Raw genomic sequence first — 16,256 nt, forward strand, 5'->3', positions numbered from 1 at the left:
GACGGCTCTGAGACGATTGATATGAATAAACGAGAACTGATTGCCGAAGCCGCCGCCGCGCGGCTGAAGGCTTACGCACCATACTCCAACTTCAAGGTGGGCGCGGCGCTGCTGACCAACGACGGCAAGGTGTTCCACGGCTGTAACGTGGAAAACGCTTCCTATGGCTTGTGCAATTGCGCCGAGCGCACCGCCCTGTTCAGCGCGCTGGCTCATGGCTACAAGCCGGGCGATTTCGACCAACTGGTGGTGATCGGTGAAACCGACGGTCCGATCGCCCCATGCGGCGCCTGCCGCCAGGTGATCCTGGAACTGGGCGGCAACGAGCTGCCGGTCCTGCTGACCAACCTCAAAGGCGACATCTACGAGACCACCGCCGCCGCGCAACTGCCGAATGCCTTCGGCGGTCAGGATCTCAAGAAGAAGTAATGGCGCTCAAGAAGACGATTGATGTGCAGGCAGCTGTCGCCATCGCGGCGGCGGAGGCGATTGCCGCCAAAACGCAGGGTACCTTTGGCGTTGGCGGCCTGATGCTGGACCAGCACGGCAACGTGCTGCAATCGCTGCACAACAACGTCGTCAAGAATGGCCTGATCTTCGACCCCACCGCGCATGGCGAACGGCAGTTGATCGACTGGTACTACGCCGAGCACGCCAAAGGCCGCGAACTGCCGGCGCCGCAGGACATCACCATCGTCACTTCGCTCGATCCGTGCTGCATGTGCGCCGGTGCAATCCTGGCGGGCGGCTTCAATGTGGTGGTGGCCGCGCCCGACAAGAATGCCGGCATCAACCACGACAACAGCGCCAGCTTCAACGCGCTGCCGGCTCCCCTGCGCGAACAGGCCGGTGCCAGCTTCAGCTATCCTGCCATCCTTGGTTCCTCGCTGTACGCGCGCGCCAGCACCGGCGCCACGCCGAAGTCCTTCTTCATCGGCAAAACCATCTCCGAACCGACGCAAGCCCTGTGCTCACTGGTGTTCGAAGCCACCTCGGCCGAGGTAATGGAAATGTTCAACACCGACCTGCCGCAGGAGGTGCTGAAGGATCCGGCCACGCTGCCGGCCGGCCACGCCATTGTTTCCGCGCTCAAGCAGCAGTACCCGGACGCGCTGACTTACCGCTGCACGCCGCACCAGCCGGATGCCGGCCTGGCGCCGTTCCTGAAACAGGCGATGGCGCGCGACCGCGAACATGGCGGGGCAGGGGACGCGGTCGCTTTGCTGGATTCCTTCGGCAACCTGCTGTTGTGCATGCCGGGGCGCATGACGCACTCGGGCATTCGTAGCGCCTTCATGGAAACCACACGCGCTTATGCGCAGCTGCGCTACAAGCTGATGAACGGCGCCACGCCGACGCAGCAGGAAGAAGTGCGCCACTACCTCGGGCATCCGAAAGACGGCACCTTCGTGTTTGCGCGCGGACCGGATGCGGGCGCGGTCAGCTTCATGAACCTGGGCGCCTACGGCTCCACCATGGAAGGCCCGCTGCCGCTGAAGAACCCGGCGCAATTCCAGTACGTGCTGCCATCGTTGCCGGAGGCCGACCTGGCCGCCATCTGCGCCGCCCTGCCGCCGCTCTACCGCAGCATCATCCGCATCCGTCCGACTCAGGCGGCCGATGCCGCGCTGGTTGCCGCGCTGTCCGACGAAGCGTAAGGGTCGTAAGTGCCGATGCTCCAGATGTGGCCTTCGGGGTCGGAGCAGGTGAAGCCGCGGCCGCCGTAGTCTTCGTTCTTGATGTCCAGCAGGATGCGGCCGCCGGCTTCCAGCACGCGGCCATACACCAGGTCGGCATCATTCACCACCAGATAACTGCTTTGCGTGACGAAGCCGCCGATGTCCTGCGGCTGCTTTAACAAGCGTCCATAGTCCGTGTCGAATGCCGAGCCCAGCATGACCATGCTGTTACCGAAAGTGAGCTGGGCGTGGGCGACGCGGCCATCTTCCTCAGGCACCACGAACTGGACTTCAAAGCCCAGCGTGCTGCACAGCCAGTCGATGGCGGCATGGGCATCGCGGTAGCGTAGGCACGGTATGACGCTGCAAGGGGTTTGCTTGGCAATGCTGGACATGGTTGGCTCTCCGGTGGGCGGGTGCAAACAGATTCGATTGATTGCACGGAGTGTGGTTCGGCGCCGCAATGGGCCAACGCATGTGTATTGATGTCGCTCAAAGGAACGCGTCGCGCATTGCTGAAAGTCTTAATATGAACCAGACTTCCGGCAATGGCAACGCGTTTCTTGGCTTTACTGCAGATTTACAGCGGCAATTTTCTGCTGTGCAACGATGTACAGCACGCCGCGGTTGGAAATCGCTAGCGTGCCGCCCAGCGGGTAAGTCCACACGGTTTTCTGAGTGGCCAGATCGATCGCCAGCGTGTTGGTGCTGTTGCTGACAAACGCCAGATTGCTGGTGACGATCACGTTGTCGTAGCGTTCGGTGAGGCTGGCAACCCATTGCGCGTTGCCGGTAACTGGATCACGCGCTTCCAGCACGGTGCCGTTGGCGTGCAGTACATACAGCGCCTTGGCGCCGAGTGCCGGTTGGCCGGTGACACCATTGCCTTGCAGGTACCAGGTGATGGCGCGGGTATTCAGGTTGAGCGCGGTCAGGGTGCCGGCGTTGGCGGCATACAGCATGCCGTTGCCCAGCACAACCGAGGTGTTGACCCAATTGGAGCCAGAGCGCGGATCGGCCACCGTATAGGCGGTCTCGCCGGTTGCGCTGTTCAGGACATTGAAACTGCCGCCGATATAGGTATAGGCATACTGGTCGTCCACCGCCGGGGTCCAGCCATCAACCTGTGCCAGGCCGACCGCCCACTGCGGCGTACCGGTGCTGCCATCGTATTTGGCCATGCCGCCGTAGTAGCCATACTCTGTGTAGACGGCGCCGTTGTAGATGGTTGGCGCCATATAGTTTTCCCACTGGGAACTCATGGCCTGCTTGGCCAGCAGCTTGCCGTCGCGCTGATCGAAGATCCACAGGTAGGAATCCTGATGGCCGGTGGAGGTCACGTAGACTTTGCCGTTGGCGGCGGCAGGCGGATTGACGCGATGCAGCGTGCCCAGGTCAACGCTCCATACCGTTTTGCTGGTGTCTTCGCTGATCGCTTGCAGCGTCCATTTGCCGAACCGCGTGCCCAGCACAGCGTAGATGGTATTGCCATCGATGGCGATGGTGCTGCTGTACTGGTCCGTGGTCGGGAGGTTGAAGCGGCGGGTGAAGTTGGCTGGCTTGACGGTGGCGGCGATCGCACCGGTGTGGCCGGCGTTGCCTTGATGGGTGCTCCAGGCTGGCACGCCGGACAGCGCCGACAGCGCTTTCAGGTTGACCGTTGGCGTGACGGTCAGGCTGAGCGGAATTTTCCATGGCGAGCCGCTGACCGGCTTGCTGCAGATGGATGGATCGTCCTGGCATACGCGCACTTCCAGCGTGCTGCTGTATTGCCCCGTTGCCAGATTGCCGTTGAGCGGCAGGTCGATGTTGTAGGTTTTGTCGGAGCTCCACGTCAACGTGCCGCCACCATTGCTGAGCAAGCCGCTTTTCTCGAACACGCCGATTTGCGCTTCGCCCATGATGCTGCGGCTGGCCGTGGCGTTAAACCGGAAGCTGAGCGGTTCGCCCTGCGTGAAGCTGTAGGCATAGGCCGTTTTGTCGAACTGCAGACTGACCGGCGCCGGCGGAGGCGGCTCGGTCGGGGTAGTCGGCGTGGTTGGCGTGGTCGGGGTGGTTGGCGTCGTCGGCGTGGTTGGCGTCGTGTCCGGCTTGACGTTGACCGTCAGCGGGATGCGCCATGGCGAGCCACTCAGCGGTTTGTTGCAGACTGCGGGATCATCTTCACACAGCTTCACCACCAGCGTGCCGGTCCGGGTGCCGGCCGCCAGCAGCGGGCTGACGTACAGGGTGGCTGTGTAATCGTAGCCGCCACCGGACAGGTCGACCTGGGTGGTGATCAGGCCGGTCGCTTCGACGATGGCGATATTGAAATTCTGGCTGAAGGTTTTACTGGCGTGGGCGCTCACCGTGAAAGCCGTCGATTGGCCCTGAACCGCATCGACAGTGACAGGATTGGGCGTGAAGCTCAGCCAGCTCTGATCGCCGGTCGCTCCGCCGCCAGAGGAACCGCCGCCAGAGGAACCGCCACCACCACCACCGCAGGCGGAAAGTAGCAGGGCACTGGCAATCAGCGCAACGCAAGATTTCAATATCTTCATTATATTTGTTCAGCAGAAATAAATAAAACCGAGATTTTACCTCCTTATTTGCAGAATTAATAATTATTTCTTTACATCGATTTACATCTGTTGGAATAAATGCGCATGCCCACGGCTGACTTCCAACAATTCCGGGAAGTTGCGGATGCGGACCATTTGCCGTCCGCGCAAATCGCGCGTGACTTCCTGAATCGCATCCACCCGCACCAGCGTCGAGCGGTGGATGCGCCAGAATTCGTTTGGATCGAGCTCGTCCGCCAGCTCCTTCAGCGTTTTGCGGATCAGGACTTCGGACTGTTCGGTCTGCACGCGGGTGTATTTTTCATCGGCCTGGAAGAACAGCACTTCGCGCGTGGAGATCATGCGCAGGTTGGCGCCGACCACGGCCTGGATCCAGCGCAGGTATTCCGGTTTGGCCGCCGGCTTGCTGTGATGCGATAGCAGCTGGCTCAACTGACGTTCGATATTGGTCGGCTGCTGGCCGATGCGGGCCTGCAGGCGCGCGCAGGTGGTCTTCAGGCGTTCGCCGCCGACCGGCTTGAGCAGGTAATCCAGCGCGCCCTGTTCAAACGCTTCAATCGCATACTGGTCGTAAGCGGTGACGAACACCAGGTGGCAGCGGTTGAACAGCATGCGCGCCGCTTCGATGCCGGACATGCCCGGCATGCGGATGTCGAGGAACACGATGTCCGGCTGATGCTGGCCGGCCAGCGCCACGGCCTCAATGCCGTTGGCGGCTTCGGCCACGATCTCCAGCGCCGGCCAGACGTCCTGCAGGCGGCTGCGCAGTTGCTCGCGCATGCCTTCTTCATCGTCGGCGATCAGGGCGGTGGGACGGTTCATTTCGCGCTTCCTGCAAAAATATCGGGGGCGTAAGGCACGCGGATGCTGGCACGGGTGCCGCCGGTCAGCGGCGCCTCGATCACCAGCTGGGCGCGGGTGCCGTACTGGATGCGCAGACGCTCGCGCACATTGGCCAGGCCGAGGCCATCGCTGGAGAAGGGATTGAAGCCGACGCCGTCGTCCACCACATCCACCTGCAGCATCTGGTTGTCCACCGAGGCGCGGATGTCGATGCGGCCGCCATCGATCTTGGGTTCCAGGCCGTGCTTGATGGCGTTTTCGATCAGGATCTGCAGCATCATCACGGGGAAGGTGGCGCTGGCCATCTCCTCCGGCACGTCGATCGACACCGCCAGCCGCGAGCGCATGCGCGCCTGCATGATGGCCAGGTAGGCGCGCGACATTTCAATCTGCCGCCCCAGCGTGCCGGCGCCCTTGGCGCGCATCTGCGGCAGGGTGGCGCGCAGGTAGTCGATCAGGTTCTGGTGGATGCGCGCCGCTTGCGGCGGATCGGTTTCGATCAGCTGGCCGATCAGGGCCAGGGTGTTGAATAAAAAGTGCGGCTCAACCTGGGCCTGCAGCGCCGCCATGCGCGCCTCGACCACGCGCCGTTCGATGCTTTCCTCGTCGGCGTGGGATTCGGCGTGGCGCGCCTCCAGCTCCGCCTTGCGCTTGCCGCCGGCCAGCACCTTCAGGGCCAGCGACACCGCGATAAAGCCCCAGGCCTGTTTGTTCACATTGAACAGCGAGGCTGAGAGAATCAACAACAACAGCCAGATAATCAGCAGCTTGCGCCATTCCACCTGCGCCAGCCAGTCAAAGAAATGCCACCACACGTTGACTGCGGTTTCGCCGATCTCGCGGATGATGTCGAGCAGGCTTTTGGCATTGTTGTAGCCGGCCTGGGCCAGCCGATTCTTTTTCATTCAACGTGCTCCTGATGGCGCTGGTTGCGACGGCCGCAGATCACGGTGGCGCCCACCGCGAGTTTAATCAACATGAAGAAGGCGAACAGCACCAGTGCAAGCGGCAGGATGGAGCAGATGAACGCCAGCACCAGCGCCGCGCCCAGCAGTGCCGGCGGCGACATGCGGTCGATCAGGCGCACGCCATAGCGCAGCGTTTGCTTGAAGGCGTGGATGATTTCGTCGATCAGGGTGTTCAGTTTGCTCATATTGCATCTCCATCAGAGTGATTGCGATGGGATCACTGTAACAAAGCCCTTCCGGCAGCCGTAGCGGATTCCGATCAACTGCGCTTTGGCGGGGATAGCCGGTGATTGTGGCGGATAAATGGCACTTTGGGTGCTGTAGAATAATTCCGCAAGGAAATAAAATGGGATTTGTGATATCCTGAGGGTAATTTAAATTTCTATAGGGTAATTTCATGAGCGCTGCTATCAAAACCGCTGCCGCCGCCGCTGTGCTGTCCGCCGTCGCGATGGGGAGCGCCCACGCCGCAGTGCTGGATCTGAGCAAGCTGGTTGGCGGCGCCAACGTCTATTCCTTCACCAATTTCAGCGCGCCCAGCGCCGACGTGCAGGGCGCGGTGGTGGCGGCCGGGAATGTCTCGGTCAGCTCGTATTCGATCAACGACAAGAACAAGGATGCCTACGGCCATTACTCGCTGATCGCCGGCGGCAATTTCACCCTCAATGGCGGCGACGTCTTCAACGGCGACGCTTACGTCGGCGGCAAGACCAAGCTGACCAGCGCAACCACCGCCACGCCGGTCCAGAGCGGCAAGTCGCCGGTCAATTTTGCGGCTGTGTCGTCCTCGCTGACCCAGACTTCCAAGGCGCTGGACCAGCTGAAAACCACCGCCCAGGCCGAGGAAAAATGGGGCGGGGTTTACCTCACCGGCAGCAACAAGGCAGTGGAAGTCATCGACATCAATGCCAGCTGGCTGAAAAACAGCACTTATTACGACTTGAGCGGCTTTGCCAAAAACGCCACCCTGATCGTTAATGTCAGCGGCAATTCGGCGCTGTTCCAGGGCGGCTACTCGGCGTTTGACGGCTACAACGTGCTGTTCAACTTTGCCGACGCGACCTCGCTCAATATCAACACCGGCGCCAACCTCAGCATCCTGGCGCCCAAGGCCGCGGTGAACGGCGGCCAGGGCGTCATCAACGGCAACGTGGTGGTCGACTCCTGGGCTTCGCAGGTGCAAATCAACTCCGGCAACTTCTTCAAGGCCGCCAATGTGCTGGGCTTTACCCAGCCGGTGCCGGAGCCGGAAACCTATGCCATGCTGCTGGCAGGCCTGGGCGTGATCGGATTCATGGCGCGTCGCCGCCAACAGGCTGCGGCACGCTGATCGCCGCCAGCACCATGTCGACGATGACCTTCTCGGCATCGTCGAAATCCTTTTTCGTCAGCTGTTTGCGGTTCAGCACCAGCGCCATCTGGGCCGAGAAGTCCGCATAGGACTGCGTCATTGCCCAGATCGCAAACAGCAGATGCGTCGCATTCACCGGCGCCATCTTCCCCGCCGCGATCCACTGCTCGAACACCTCGATATCCTTGCGCACCAGCGGCACCACGCGGCTCTGTATCTGGCCGCCGTACAGGGGCGCGCCGCTGATCACTTCCATCGCATACACGCGCGAAGCCCAGGGATTCTCGCGCGAGAATTTCAGTTTGGCCTGGACGTAGGCGCGCAGCACTTCGCGCGGGTCCTGGTCGGCGTCGGCCAGACTTTCCATGCGTGCCAGCCACTCGTCCAGCACTTCGTCCAGCACGCGCTGATACAGCGCCTGCTTGGTGGGGAAGTAGTACATCAGGTTTTGCTTGGACAGGCCGGCATTCTCCGCCACGGTGGCGATGGAGGTGCCTTCGTAGCCGCACTCGGCAAACACCCGCACGGCTTCGGCGGTGATCTCGGCTTCCAGCTTGTCGCGGTTGAGCAGGCGGCGATTGATTTTTACTGTCGGCATATGTGCCTCAGGAAGGTTTGCAGTTGTGGGTGGTCTGCGTAAGCTACGTTGAAGCGGAACCAGATCGATTCCGGCGCGCGCAGCATGAAGAAGTCGCACGGCGACAGCAGGATGCCGTGCTTGAGCGCCTGGTCGGCGATGATTTTTCCATTCCATTCAGCGCTGGGGGCGTCGTGCCAGCCGGCGCTGACGAACATGCCGCCGCGCGGCCGTGCCAGCAAGGTCATGCCCACTTCGCGCAGGCTGGCCATGGCGCGTTCGCGGCCGGCGTCCAGCTGCGTCACCAGCTTGTCCACCATGCGCCGGTAGGGGCGGGCGGTGATGGCATGGTAGACCGCGCGCTCGTTGATCTCCGAGGTGGTCAGCCCGGCCAGCATTTTCACGCGCAGCAGCTCCGGGATCAGCGAGGATGAAGCGCAGATCGAGCCGACCCGCAATACCGGCGACAGCGTCTTGGAAAAACTGCCGACGCGGATCACGCGCCGCAGTCCATCCATGGCCGCCAGCGAAGCTTCGCCGCGCGGCGCCAGCTCGCGGTAGATATCGTCCTCCACCAGCCAGAAATCGAACTGCTCGGCCAGTGCCAGCAGCCGGTGCGCCTGCGCCACGCTGAGCGAGGTGCCGAGCGGATTTTGCAGCACGGTGTTGACGAACATGAGCTTGGGCTGGACTTGCGCGGCCTGCTGCGCCAGCGCGTCCAGATCCAGCCCGTTCTCGCCGCGCGCAATGCCGACCGCGATGCAGCCGTGGTGGCGGATCAGCGACAACAGATTGCTATAGCCGGGATCTTCCACCAACACGGTGTCGCCCGGCTTGGTCAGGGTGCGCAGCACCAGGTCGAAGGCGTGGGTGGCGCCGTGGGTCAGCAGGATTTGCTCGGCTTCCACCGGGAACAGTTCACCGCTCAGCGTGGCCGCCATCTGCTGGCGCAGGGTGGGGAAGCCGAGCGGATGGCCGTAGCCGCGCAGGCGGTTGGCCGGAATGCGCATGGCCTGGCGCACGGCGTCGAGGATGGTGTCCTCGCCATACCACTCCGGCGGCAGCCAGCCGGCGCCTACCGGCAGCGCTTCCGAGACGCCGGAATACAGGTCGGGCGTGAGCGCGTCAATGGCGTTGGGGATGATGTGCAAGGCGGCCGGCAGCAGCGTGGCCGGCACCTCCTGGCGGGCGACGAAATAGCCGGAGCCACGGCGCGACGACAGCAGGCCCAGCGTCACCAGCCGGTCGTACGCTTCCACAACTGTAAAGGTACTGACGCCATTACACTTGGCAAATTGCCGCACCGAGGGCATCTTAGTGCCTACGCGCAACTCTTTGCTGCCAACCATGGCGCTGATGGCCGTCACGATCTGATCGACCAAGCTACCCTTCTGCCTGCGCTCGATAGCAACGCAGGGCCAGTTTCCTTCTTCCATCCTCAACTCCAAAACTGTAGTGTTTTTGTTGCCAGTACGGTTGGACAGTTTGATGAATTGTGTATCTGTGCCATAGTTGTCCTGCTGTCTATTATTGCATCATCATTTTGCCAACTGGTAAATTTTTTTACGGTTTGTCAAAAAAATCCGAAAGCAGTTGTTTCATAGGAGATGTGCATGAACGAGTCCCGACCAGAATCGATGGCGTCCTTCTGGATGCCGTTCACGAACAACCGCGATTTCAAGCAGCATCCGCGCCTGCTGGTGTCGGCGGAAGGCATGTACTACAAGGACGTGGACGGCCGCAGCATCCTGGACGGCACCGCCGGCCTGTGGTGCGTGCCGTGCGGCCACGCGCAGCCGAAGATTGTCGCCGCCGTGCGCGAGATGGTCGGCCAGCTCGACTTCGCGCCGACCTTCCAGATGGGCCACCCGGCCGCTTTCGACCTGGCGGAAAAGCTGATGGAGTACACCAACCATCGCTACGGCCATGTGTTCTACACCAACTCCGGTTCCGAGGCGGTGGACACCGCGCTGAAGATCGCGCTGGCGTATCACAAGGCGCGCGGTGAAGCCAGCCGCACGCGCTTCATCGGCCGCGAACGCGGCTATCACGGCGTCGGCTTTGGCGGCATCTCGGTCGGCGGCATCGCCGGCAACCGCAAGCCGTATGGCGTGATGCTGCCGGGCGTGGATCATCTGCCGCACACCCACAATCTGGAGAAGAACGCCTACACGCGTGGCGAGCCGGAACACGGCGCCAACCTGGCCGATGAACTGGAACGCATCGTTGCGCTGCACGATGCATCGACCATCGCGGCGGTGATCGTCGAACCGGTGGCCGGTTCCACCGGCGTGCTGATTCCACCGAAAGGTTATCTCAAGCGACTGCGCGAGCTGTGCACCAAGCACGGCATCCTGCTGATCTTCGATGAGGTGATCACGGGCTTCGGCCGCCTGACCACGCCATTCGCCGGCGACTACTTCGACGTTGAGCCGGACATGATGACCACCGCCAAGGGCCTCACCAACGGCACCATTCCGATGGGCGCGGTGTTCAGCAAAAAGCATATCCACGATGCCTTCATGGATGCGCCGGCCGGCATCGAGCTGTTCCATGGCTACACCTACTCGGGTCATCCGGTGGCGTGCGCCGCTTCGCTGGCGACGCTGGAAGTGTTCAAGGAACAGAACATCCTGGAACACGCGGCCGGCATGGCCGAGTACTGGGCGGATGCCGTGCATTCGCTGAAAGGCCTGCCGCACGTGATCGACATCCGCACCATTGGCCTGATCGCCGGCATCGAGCTGGCGCCGATCGCCGGCAAGCCCGGTGCGCGCGCCTTCGCCGCGTTCAAGCAGGCTTTTGCCGACGGCATCCTGATCCGCGTCACCGGCGACATCATCGCCTTGTCGCCACCGCTGGTGCTGGAGAAGAAACATATCGATGAATTGTTTGGAAAGCTGAGGGAAGTACTTAAACACCTGAACTGAAGGAGACAACCATGCTGGTCGGCGTCCCAAAAGAGATTAAGAACCAGGAGTCCCGTGTTGGCCTTACCCCGGCCAGCGTCAAGGAACTCGTTTTGCGTGGTCATCAAGTATTGGTACAAAAAAATGCCGGCGCGGCCATCGGCCTCACGGATGCGATGTACGAAGCGTCCGGCGCCAGCATCGTTGAAGCGGCGCGCGACATTTTCGCCCGTGCCGAGATGATCGTGAAAGTCAAGGAACCGCAGCCGCAGGAATGCGCCATGCTGCGCAAGGATCAGATCCTGTACACCTATCTGCACCTTGCGCCGGACCCGGAGCAGACCAAGGCGCTGGTGGCATCTGGTGCGGTGTGCATCGCCTACGAAACCATCACCGGCCCTAACGGCGGCCTGCCGCTGCTGGCGCCGATGAGCGAGGTGGCGGGGCGCATGTCGATCCAGGCCGGCGCCGCGCATCTGGAGAAATCCAAGGGTGGCATGGGCCTGCTGCTGGGCGGCGTGCCTGGCGTGGCGCCGGGGCATATCGCGATCATTGGCGCCGGTGTGGTCGGCACCAATGCCTTGCAGATGGCGGTCGGCATCGGCGCGCGTGTGACGATTCTGGACAAGAACATCGACCGCCTGCGCCAGCTGGACCTCGTGTACGGCAACCGCATCTCCACCATGTATTCCAACGCGCATTCGATCGAGGAAGCGGTGCTGGATGCGGACCTGGTGATCGGCGGCGTGCTGGTGCCTGGCGCGGCGGCGCCCAAGCTGGTCACCAAATCCATGATCTCGCGCATGAAGCAGGGAGCTGTGGTGGTGGATGTGGCGATCGATCAGGGCGGCTGCTTTGAAACCTCGCACGCCACCACGCACGAGCAGCCGACGTATGTGGTGGACGGCGTGGTGCACTACTGCGTGGCGAATATGCCAGGCGCGGTGGCGCGCACCTCGACCTTCGCGCTCAACAACGCAACCATCGGCCATGCGGTCGCGCTGGCCGACAAGGGCTGGCAGAAAGCGCTGAAAGCCAACCCGCATCTGAAGAACGGTTTGAATGTCTGCCAGGGCCATGTCACATATGAAGCGGTGGCGCACGGTCTTGGCTATACCTACGTAGACGCGGACAGCCTGCTGGGCTGATCCGCGCTTAATTTGAAAGAGCATTATGGATACCATCACCCATTACATCAACGGCGTTACCGTCGATACGCAAAGCGGCCGCCATGCAGACGTGTTCAATCCCGCATTGGGCGAACCGGTAGCCAGAGTGGCGCTCGGCACGGCGGAGGAGGTCGACGCCGCCGTGCGCGCGGCAGAGCAAGCATTCCCGTCGTGGTCCGCCACGCCGCCGCTGACGCGTGCGCGCGTGCTGTTCAAGTATCTGCAATTGTGCCAGCAGCATACCGACGAATTCGCGGCCATGATCACGCGTGAACACGGCAAAACCTTTGCCGATGCGCAGGGCGAAGTGGCGCGCGGCATCGAGATGGTGGAATTCGCGGTCGGCATACCGCAAATGCTGAAGGGCGAATTCACCGACCAGATCTCGCGCGGTATCGATGCGTGGTCGATGCGGCAGGCGCTGGGTGTGGTGGCCGGCATCACGCCGTTCAACTTCCCGGTGATGGTGCCGATGTGGATGTTCCCGGTCGCACTCGCGTGCGGCAATACCTTTGTGCTGAAGCCTTCCGAGCGTGATCCATCGCCGTCGCTGCTGCATGCGCGCCTGCTGAAGGAAGCCGGCCTGCCGGACGGCGTGTTCAACGTGGTGCAGGGCGATAAGGTGACGGTCGATGCGCTGCTTGATCATCCAGTGGTGCAGGCAGTGAGCTTTGTCGGCTCGACGCCGATCGCCGAATACATCTACGCGCGCGGCTGCGCATCGGGCAAGCGGGTACAGGCTTTGGGTGGCGCCAAGAATCATATGGTGGTGATGCCGGATGCGGACATGGAGATGACCGTCGATGCGCTGATGGGCGCTGCGTTTGGCTCGGCCGGTGAACGCTGCATGGCCATTTCGGTGGTGGTGGCGGTGGGCGATGCCGGCGACAAGATTGTTGACGCACTTGCAAAGCGCACCGCTGCACTGAAAGTGCGCGATGGCATGGCGTCCGATGCTGAAATGGGGCCAGTGGTCACCAGCGCCGCCAAGCAGCGCATAGAGCGCCTGATCGGAGAGGGCGTGGAGCAGGGCGCGAAGCTGGTGGTCGATGGCCGCAATCACAAAGTGGTGGGGCGCGAGAACGGCTTCTTCATCGGCGGGACTTTGTTCGATCACGTTACGCCGGAGATGAGCATCTACAAGGAAGAGATTTTCGGCCCGGTGCTGTGCATGCTACGCGCGCCGGATGTGGGCAGCGCGGTGGAGCTCATCAACCGCAACGAGTACGGCAACGGCGTGGCGATCTACACGCGCGATGGTGGCGTGGCGCGCGAGTTCGTGCGGCAGATCCAGGTCGGCATGGTGGGCGTGAATGTGCCGCTGCCGGTGCCGATGGCCTTCAACAGTTTTGGCGGCTGGAAGCGCAGCCTGTTTGGCGATCATCACGCGTACGGTCCCGAAGGCGTGCGCTTCTACACGCGCCACAAGGCGGTGATGCAGCGCTGGCCGAACACCGCCAGCGCTGGCGCAGAATTTGCATTCCCACAGATGAAATAATCAATCAGGACCGATCATGATTCTCGAATCGCTCAGCCACATGCCAAAGTCGAAGGAATCCAATGACTCACTGGCGAAACACTTCACTGACCTTGCGCCGGCGTTGAACGCGCGGCAGGCCGCCATCGAAAGCGCGCGCTGTCTGTACTGCTACGATGCGCCATGTTCGCGCATCTGCCCATCGGAGATCGATGTGGCCAGTTTTATCCGCAATATCCACGATGAGAATATCAACGGTGCCGCCGTCGGCATCCTCAAGCAAAACATTTTGGGCGGCAGCTGCTCGCGCGTCTGTCCGACTGAAATCCTGTGCGAGGACGCCTGCGTGCGCAATCACGATGCCGAAGGCCAGCCGGTGAAAATCGGCCTGCTGCAGCGCTACGCCATCGATAACATGACACTGGACCAGCATCCGTTCAAGCGCGGCCCATCCACCGCCAAGCGCATCGCCGTGGTCGGCGCCGGCCCCGCAGGCCTGTCCTGCGCGCACCGCCTGGCCATGTTGGGCAATGACGTGGTGATCTACGAGGCCAAAGAAAAATCCGGCGGCCTGAATGAATACGGCATCGCCAAATACAAGCTGACTGACAACTTCGCGCAGAAGGAAGTCGAGTTCCTGCTGCAGATCGGCGGCATCACCATCAAGCATGGGCAAACGCTGGGCGTGAACGTGCAGCTGAAAGACCTGCACGCCAACTACGACGCGGTGTTCCTCGGCCTGGGCCTCGGCGCCAGCAAGCAAATGGGGCTGACCGGAGAGGATGCGCCTGGCCTGCTGGCCGCCGTCGACTACATCGCTGCGCTGCGCCAGTCGGATGACCTGAGCCAGCTGCCGGTGCCATCGCGCGCCATCGTCATCGGCGCCGGCAACACGGCGATCGACATGGCGGTGCAGATCCAGCGCCTGGGTGCGGAAGAAGTCACGCTGGTGTATCGCCGCGGCTTTGAAGCCATGAGTGCGACCGAGCACGAACAGCACATCGCCAAGGAGAATCAGGTCCGCATGCGTACCTGGGCGCAGCCGCAGCAGGTGCTGCTGGACGATGCCGGTTGTGTGCGCGGCATGCGCTTTGAAAAAACGGCGGTCGTGAACGGCCGCCTGTCCGGCACCGGCGAGACCTTTGAAATCGCCGCCGACGCCATCTTCAAGGCGATCGGCCAGAGCATGGATGAAACGGGCATCAGCGATCCGCTGGCGAAAACGCTGAAACGCGACGGTGACAAAATCCACGTCGACGATCAGTTCCGCACGGTCCTGCCGCGCATCTACGCCGGCGGCGACTGTGTGGCGCCTGGACAGGATCTGACCGTGCAAGCGGTCCAACATGGCAAGCTGGCGGCGCACGCCATCCATGCCGATATCAACGGTCTGAAGGAGGCTGCATAATGGCTGACCTGAGCATAGAATTCTGCGGCATCAAGTCCATCAATCCATTCTGGCTGGCCTCCGCGCCGCCGACGGACAAGGCCTATAACGTGGTGCGCGCATTTGAAGCGGGATGGGGCGGCGTGGTGTGGAAGACGCTGGGCGAAGATCCTGCCGCCGTCAACGTGTCGTCGCGCTACTCGGCGCACTACGGCAAGAACCGTGAAGTCCTCGGCTTCAATAACATCGAGCTGATTACCGACCGTTCGCTGGAAATCAACCTGCAGGAGATTACGCAGGTGAAGAAGGACTGGCCGGACCGCGTGATCATTGTCTCGCTGATGCTGCCGTGCGAAGAAGCACTCTGGGCCGAGATCATGCCGAAGGTTGAAGCCACCGGCGCCGACGGCATCGAACTGAATTTCGGCTGCCCGCACGGCATGCCGGAGCGCGGCATGGGCGCGGCGGTGGGCCAGGTGCCTGAGTATGTGGAGATGGTCACCCGCTGGTGCAAGACGCATTGCAAACTGCCGGTCATCGTCAAGCTTACGCCCAACATCACTGACGTGCGTGCGCCCGCACGCGCGGCCAAGGCTGGCGGAGCGGATGCCGTCTCGCTCATCAACACCATCAACTCGATAACGCATCTGGACCTGGACCAGATGGTGGCCTTCCCGATTGTCGGCGGCGCCAGCACACACGGCGGCTACTGCGGTTCCGCGGTGAAGCCGATCGCGCTCAATATGGTGGCCGAGATTGCACGCGATCCGCAGACGGCGGGCCTGCCGATCTCCGGCATCGGCGGCATCGGCAACTGGCGCGACGCGGCCGAGTTCATGGCGCTGGGCGCGGGCTGCGTGCAGGTTTGCACCGCCGCCATGCTGCACGGTTTCCGCATCGTTGAGGAGATGAAGGATGGCCTGTCGCGCTGGATGGATCAGAAGGGCTATCAGCGCATCAGCGACTTCCAGGGCAAGGCGGTGCCCAACACCACCGACTGGAAATATCTCAACATGAACTACCAGGTGATCGCGCACATCAATCAGGACGACTGCATCAAGTGCGGCCGCTGCTACGTGGCGTGCGAGGACACCTCGCACCAGTCGATCAATCAACTGATCGATGCCGCCACCGGCGCGCGCACCTATGAAGTCAACAAGGAAGAATGCGTTGGGTGTAATCTGTGCGAGATCACCTGTCCGGTGCAGGGTTGCATCACCATGGTGCCGCAGGATACCGGCAAACCATACATGAACTGGACGCAGGACCCGCGCAATCCACGCGCGGAAAACGTCAAGGTGGCAGAGACGGCTTAGGTATGAAACTTGCAACGAT

General features: G+C 62.0%; 15 protein-coding genes. 8 read left to right on the forward strand and 7 right to left on the reverse strand.

Annotation, left to right across the window (positions count from 1 at the left end; all coding sequences use genetic code 11):
• The first annotated feature begins 21 nt into the window (after positions 1 to 21).
• Both ABDW57_RS10735 and ABDW57_RS10740 read left to right on the forward strand, forming a co-directional pair.
• Entirely contained in the window at positions 22 to 429 is a 408-nt protein-coding gene (locus tag ABDW57_RS10735) for a cytidine deaminase (RefSeq protein ID WP_343730190.1), read from the forward strand.
• Positions 429 to 1,658, forward strand: a complete 1,230-nt coding sequence (locus ABDW57_RS10740; protein ID WP_343730191.1) for a nucleoside deaminase — start codon at positions 429 to 431, stop codon at positions 1,656 to 1,658. Before ABDW57_RS10735 ends, ABDW57_RS10740 begins: the two co-directional genes overlap by 1 nt.
• On the opposite strand, the gene ABDW57_RS10745 is transcribed toward ABDW57_RS10740, so the two are convergent.
• The 5 genes from ABDW57_RS10745 to ABDW57_RS10765 all read right to left on the reverse strand — a co-directional run bounded on the left by ABDW57_RS10745 (position 1,610) and on the right by ABDW57_RS10765 (position 6,236).
• Positions 1,610 to 2,074, reverse strand: a complete 465-nt coding sequence (locus ABDW57_RS10745; RefSeq protein WP_343730192.1) for a VOC family protein — start codon at positions 2,072 to 2,074, stop codon at positions 1,610 to 1,612. The genes ABDW57_RS10740 and ABDW57_RS10745 overlap by 49 nt on opposite strands.
• Positions 2,075 to 2,248: 174 nt before the next feature.
• Entirely contained in the window at positions 2,249 to 4,210 is a 1,962-nt protein-coding gene (locus tag ABDW57_RS10750; protein ID WP_343730193.1) for a PQQ-binding-like beta-propeller repeat protein, read from the reverse strand.
• 90 nt (positions 4,211 to 4,300) lie between these two features.
• Positions 4,301 to 5,062 (reverse strand): LytTR family DNA-binding domain-containing protein, encoded by a 762-nt coding sequence (locus tag ABDW57_RS10755; protein ID WP_343730194.1) that lies wholly within the window; start codon positions 5,060 to 5,062, stop codon positions 4,301 to 4,303.
• Positions 5,059 to 5,988: a histidine kinase gene (locus tag ABDW57_RS10760; protein WP_343730195.1), complete on the reverse strand. Its 930-nt coding sequence runs from the start codon at positions 5,986 to 5,988 to the stop codon at positions 5,059 to 5,061. Before ABDW57_RS10760 ends, ABDW57_RS10755 begins: the two co-directional genes overlap by 4 nt.
• The gene (locus ABDW57_RS10765; protein WP_343730196.1) at positions 5,985 to 6,236 is read right to left on the reverse strand and encodes a hypothetical protein; all 252 of its coding nucleotides are present in this window, start codon (positions 6,234 to 6,236) and stop codon (positions 5,985 to 5,987) included. The genes ABDW57_RS10760 and ABDW57_RS10765 overlap by 4 nt, the downstream gene beginning before the upstream one ends.
• A 212-nt stretch (positions 6,237 to 6,448) precedes the next feature.
• Here ABDW57_RS10765 and ABDW57_RS10770 point away from each other — a divergent pair, with 212 nt between their 5' ends.
• On the forward strand, positions 6,449 to 7,381 hold the full coding sequence (locus ABDW57_RS10770; RefSeq protein WP_343730197.1) for a choice-of-anchor A family protein: 933 nt from the start codon (positions 6,449 to 6,451) through the stop codon (positions 7,379 to 7,381).
• On the opposite strand, the gene ABDW57_RS10775 is transcribed toward ABDW57_RS10770, so the two are convergent.
• The gene (locus ABDW57_RS10775; RefSeq protein ID WP_343730198.1) at positions 7,344 to 8,000 is read right to left on the reverse strand and encodes a TetR/AcrR family transcriptional regulator; all 657 of its coding nucleotides are present in this window, start codon (positions 7,998 to 8,000) and stop codon (positions 7,344 to 7,346) included. The two genes, ABDW57_RS10770 and ABDW57_RS10775, sit on opposite strands and share 38 nt — an antisense overlap.
• Complete coding sequence (locus ABDW57_RS10780; RefSeq protein ID WP_343730199.1) at positions 7,988 to 9,415, reverse strand: PLP-dependent aminotransferase family protein; 1,428 nt, start codon at positions 9,413 to 9,415, stop codon at positions 7,988 to 7,990. The genes ABDW57_RS10775 and ABDW57_RS10780 overlap by 13 nt, the downstream gene beginning before the upstream one ends.
• Positions 9,416 to 9,592: 177 nt before the next feature.
• Here ABDW57_RS10780 and ABDW57_RS10785 point away from each other — a divergent pair, with 177 nt between their 5' ends.
• From ABDW57_RS10785 to preA, 5 genes are read left to right on the forward strand one after another with little or no spacing between them, the layout of a single operon-like run.
• Positions 9,593 to 10,909, forward strand: a complete 1,317-nt coding sequence (locus tag ABDW57_RS10785; protein WP_343730200.1) for an aspartate aminotransferase family protein — start codon at positions 9,593 to 9,595, stop codon at positions 10,907 to 10,909.
• Between the two features lie 11 nt (positions 10,910 to 10,920).
• Positions 10,921 to 12,036: an alanine dehydrogenase gene (gene ald / locus ABDW57_RS10790; protein ID WP_343730201.1), complete on the forward strand. Its 1,116-nt coding sequence runs from the start codon at positions 10,921 to 10,923 to the stop codon at positions 12,034 to 12,036.
• A gap of 25 nt (positions 12,037 to 12,061) precedes the next feature.
• Positions 12,062 to 13,555: a CoA-acylating methylmalonate-semialdehyde dehydrogenase gene (locus tag ABDW57_RS10795; protein WP_343730202.1), complete on the forward strand. Its 1,494-nt coding sequence runs from the start codon at positions 12,062 to 12,064 to the stop codon at positions 13,553 to 13,555.
• A 16-nt stretch (positions 13,556 to 13,571) separates the two neighbouring features.
• Complete coding sequence (locus tag ABDW57_RS10800) at positions 13,572 to 14,942, forward strand: NAD(P)-dependent oxidoreductase (protein WP_343730203.1); 1,371 nt, start codon at positions 13,572 to 13,574, stop codon at positions 14,940 to 14,942.
• Entirely contained in the window at positions 14,942 to 16,237 is a 1,296-nt protein-coding gene (preA, locus tag ABDW57_RS10805; protein ID WP_343730204.1) for an NAD-dependent dihydropyrimidine dehydrogenase subunit PreA, read from the forward strand. The genes ABDW57_RS10800 and preA overlap by 1 nt, the downstream gene beginning before the upstream one ends.
• Positions 16,238 to 16,256: the final 19 nt, after the last annotated feature.

Source organism: Duganella sp., from assembly GCF_039595735.1.
GTDB lineage: Bacteria > Pseudomonadota > Gammaproteobacteria > Burkholderiales > Burkholderiaceae_D > Rugamonas.

Excerpts from the sequence above, each read along its gene's own strand:
- ABDW57_RS10770 (WP_343730197.1), top strand. The coding sequence starts at position 6,449 with ATGAGCGCTGCTATCAAAACCGCTGCCGCCGCCGCTGTGCTGTCCGCC.
- ABDW57_RS10740 (WP_343730191.1), top strand. The coding sequence starts at position 429 with ATGGCGCTCAAGAAGACGATTGATGTGCAGGCAGCTGTCGCCATCGCG.
- ABDW57_RS10735 (WP_343730190.1), top strand. The coding sequence starts at position 22 with ATGAATAAACGAGAACTGATTGCCGAAGCCGCCGCCGCGCGGCTGAAG.
- ABDW57_RS10800 (WP_343730203.1), top strand. The coding sequence starts at position 13,572 with ATGATTCTCGAATCGCTCAGCCACATGCCAAAGTCGAAGGAATCCAAT.
- ABDW57_RS10775 (WP_343730198.1), bottom strand. The coding sequence starts at position 8,000 with ATGCCGACAGTAAAAATCAATCGCCGCCTGCTCAACCGCGACAAGCTG.
- ABDW57_RS10760 (WP_343730195.1), bottom strand. The coding sequence starts at position 5,988 with ATGAAAAAGAATCGGCTGGCCCAGGCCGGCTACAACAATGCCAAAAGC.
- ABDW57_RS10755 (WP_343730194.1), bottom strand. The coding sequence starts at position 5,062 with ATGAACCGTCCCACCGCCCTGATCGCCGACGATGAAGAAGGCATGCGC.
- ABDW57_RS10785 (WP_343730200.1), top strand. The coding sequence starts at position 9,593 with ATGAACGAGTCCCGACCAGAATCGATGGCGTCCTTCTGGATGCCGTTC.
- ABDW57_RS10765 (WP_343730196.1), bottom strand. The coding sequence starts at position 6,236 with ATGAGCAAACTGAACACCCTGATCGACGAAATCATCCACGCCTTCAAG.
- ABDW57_RS10780 (WP_343730199.1), bottom strand. The coding sequence starts at position 9,415 with ATGGAAGAAGGAAACTGGCCCTGCGTTGCTATCGAGCGCAGGCAGAAG.
- preA (WP_343730204.1), top strand. The coding sequence starts at position 14,942 with ATGGCTGACCTGAGCATAGAATTCTGCGGCATCAAGTCCATCAATCCA.
- ABDW57_RS10795 (WP_343730202.1), top strand. The coding sequence starts at position 12,062 with ATGGATACCATCACCCATTACATCAACGGCGTTACCGTCGATACGCAA.
- ABDW57_RS10745 (WP_343730192.1), bottom strand. The coding sequence starts at position 2,074 with ATGTCCAGCATTGCCAAGCAAACCCCTTGCAGCGTCATACCGTGCCTA.
- ald (WP_343730201.1), top strand. The coding sequence starts at position 10,921 with ATGCTGGTCGGCGTCCCAAAAGAGATTAAGAACCAGGAGTCCCGTGTT.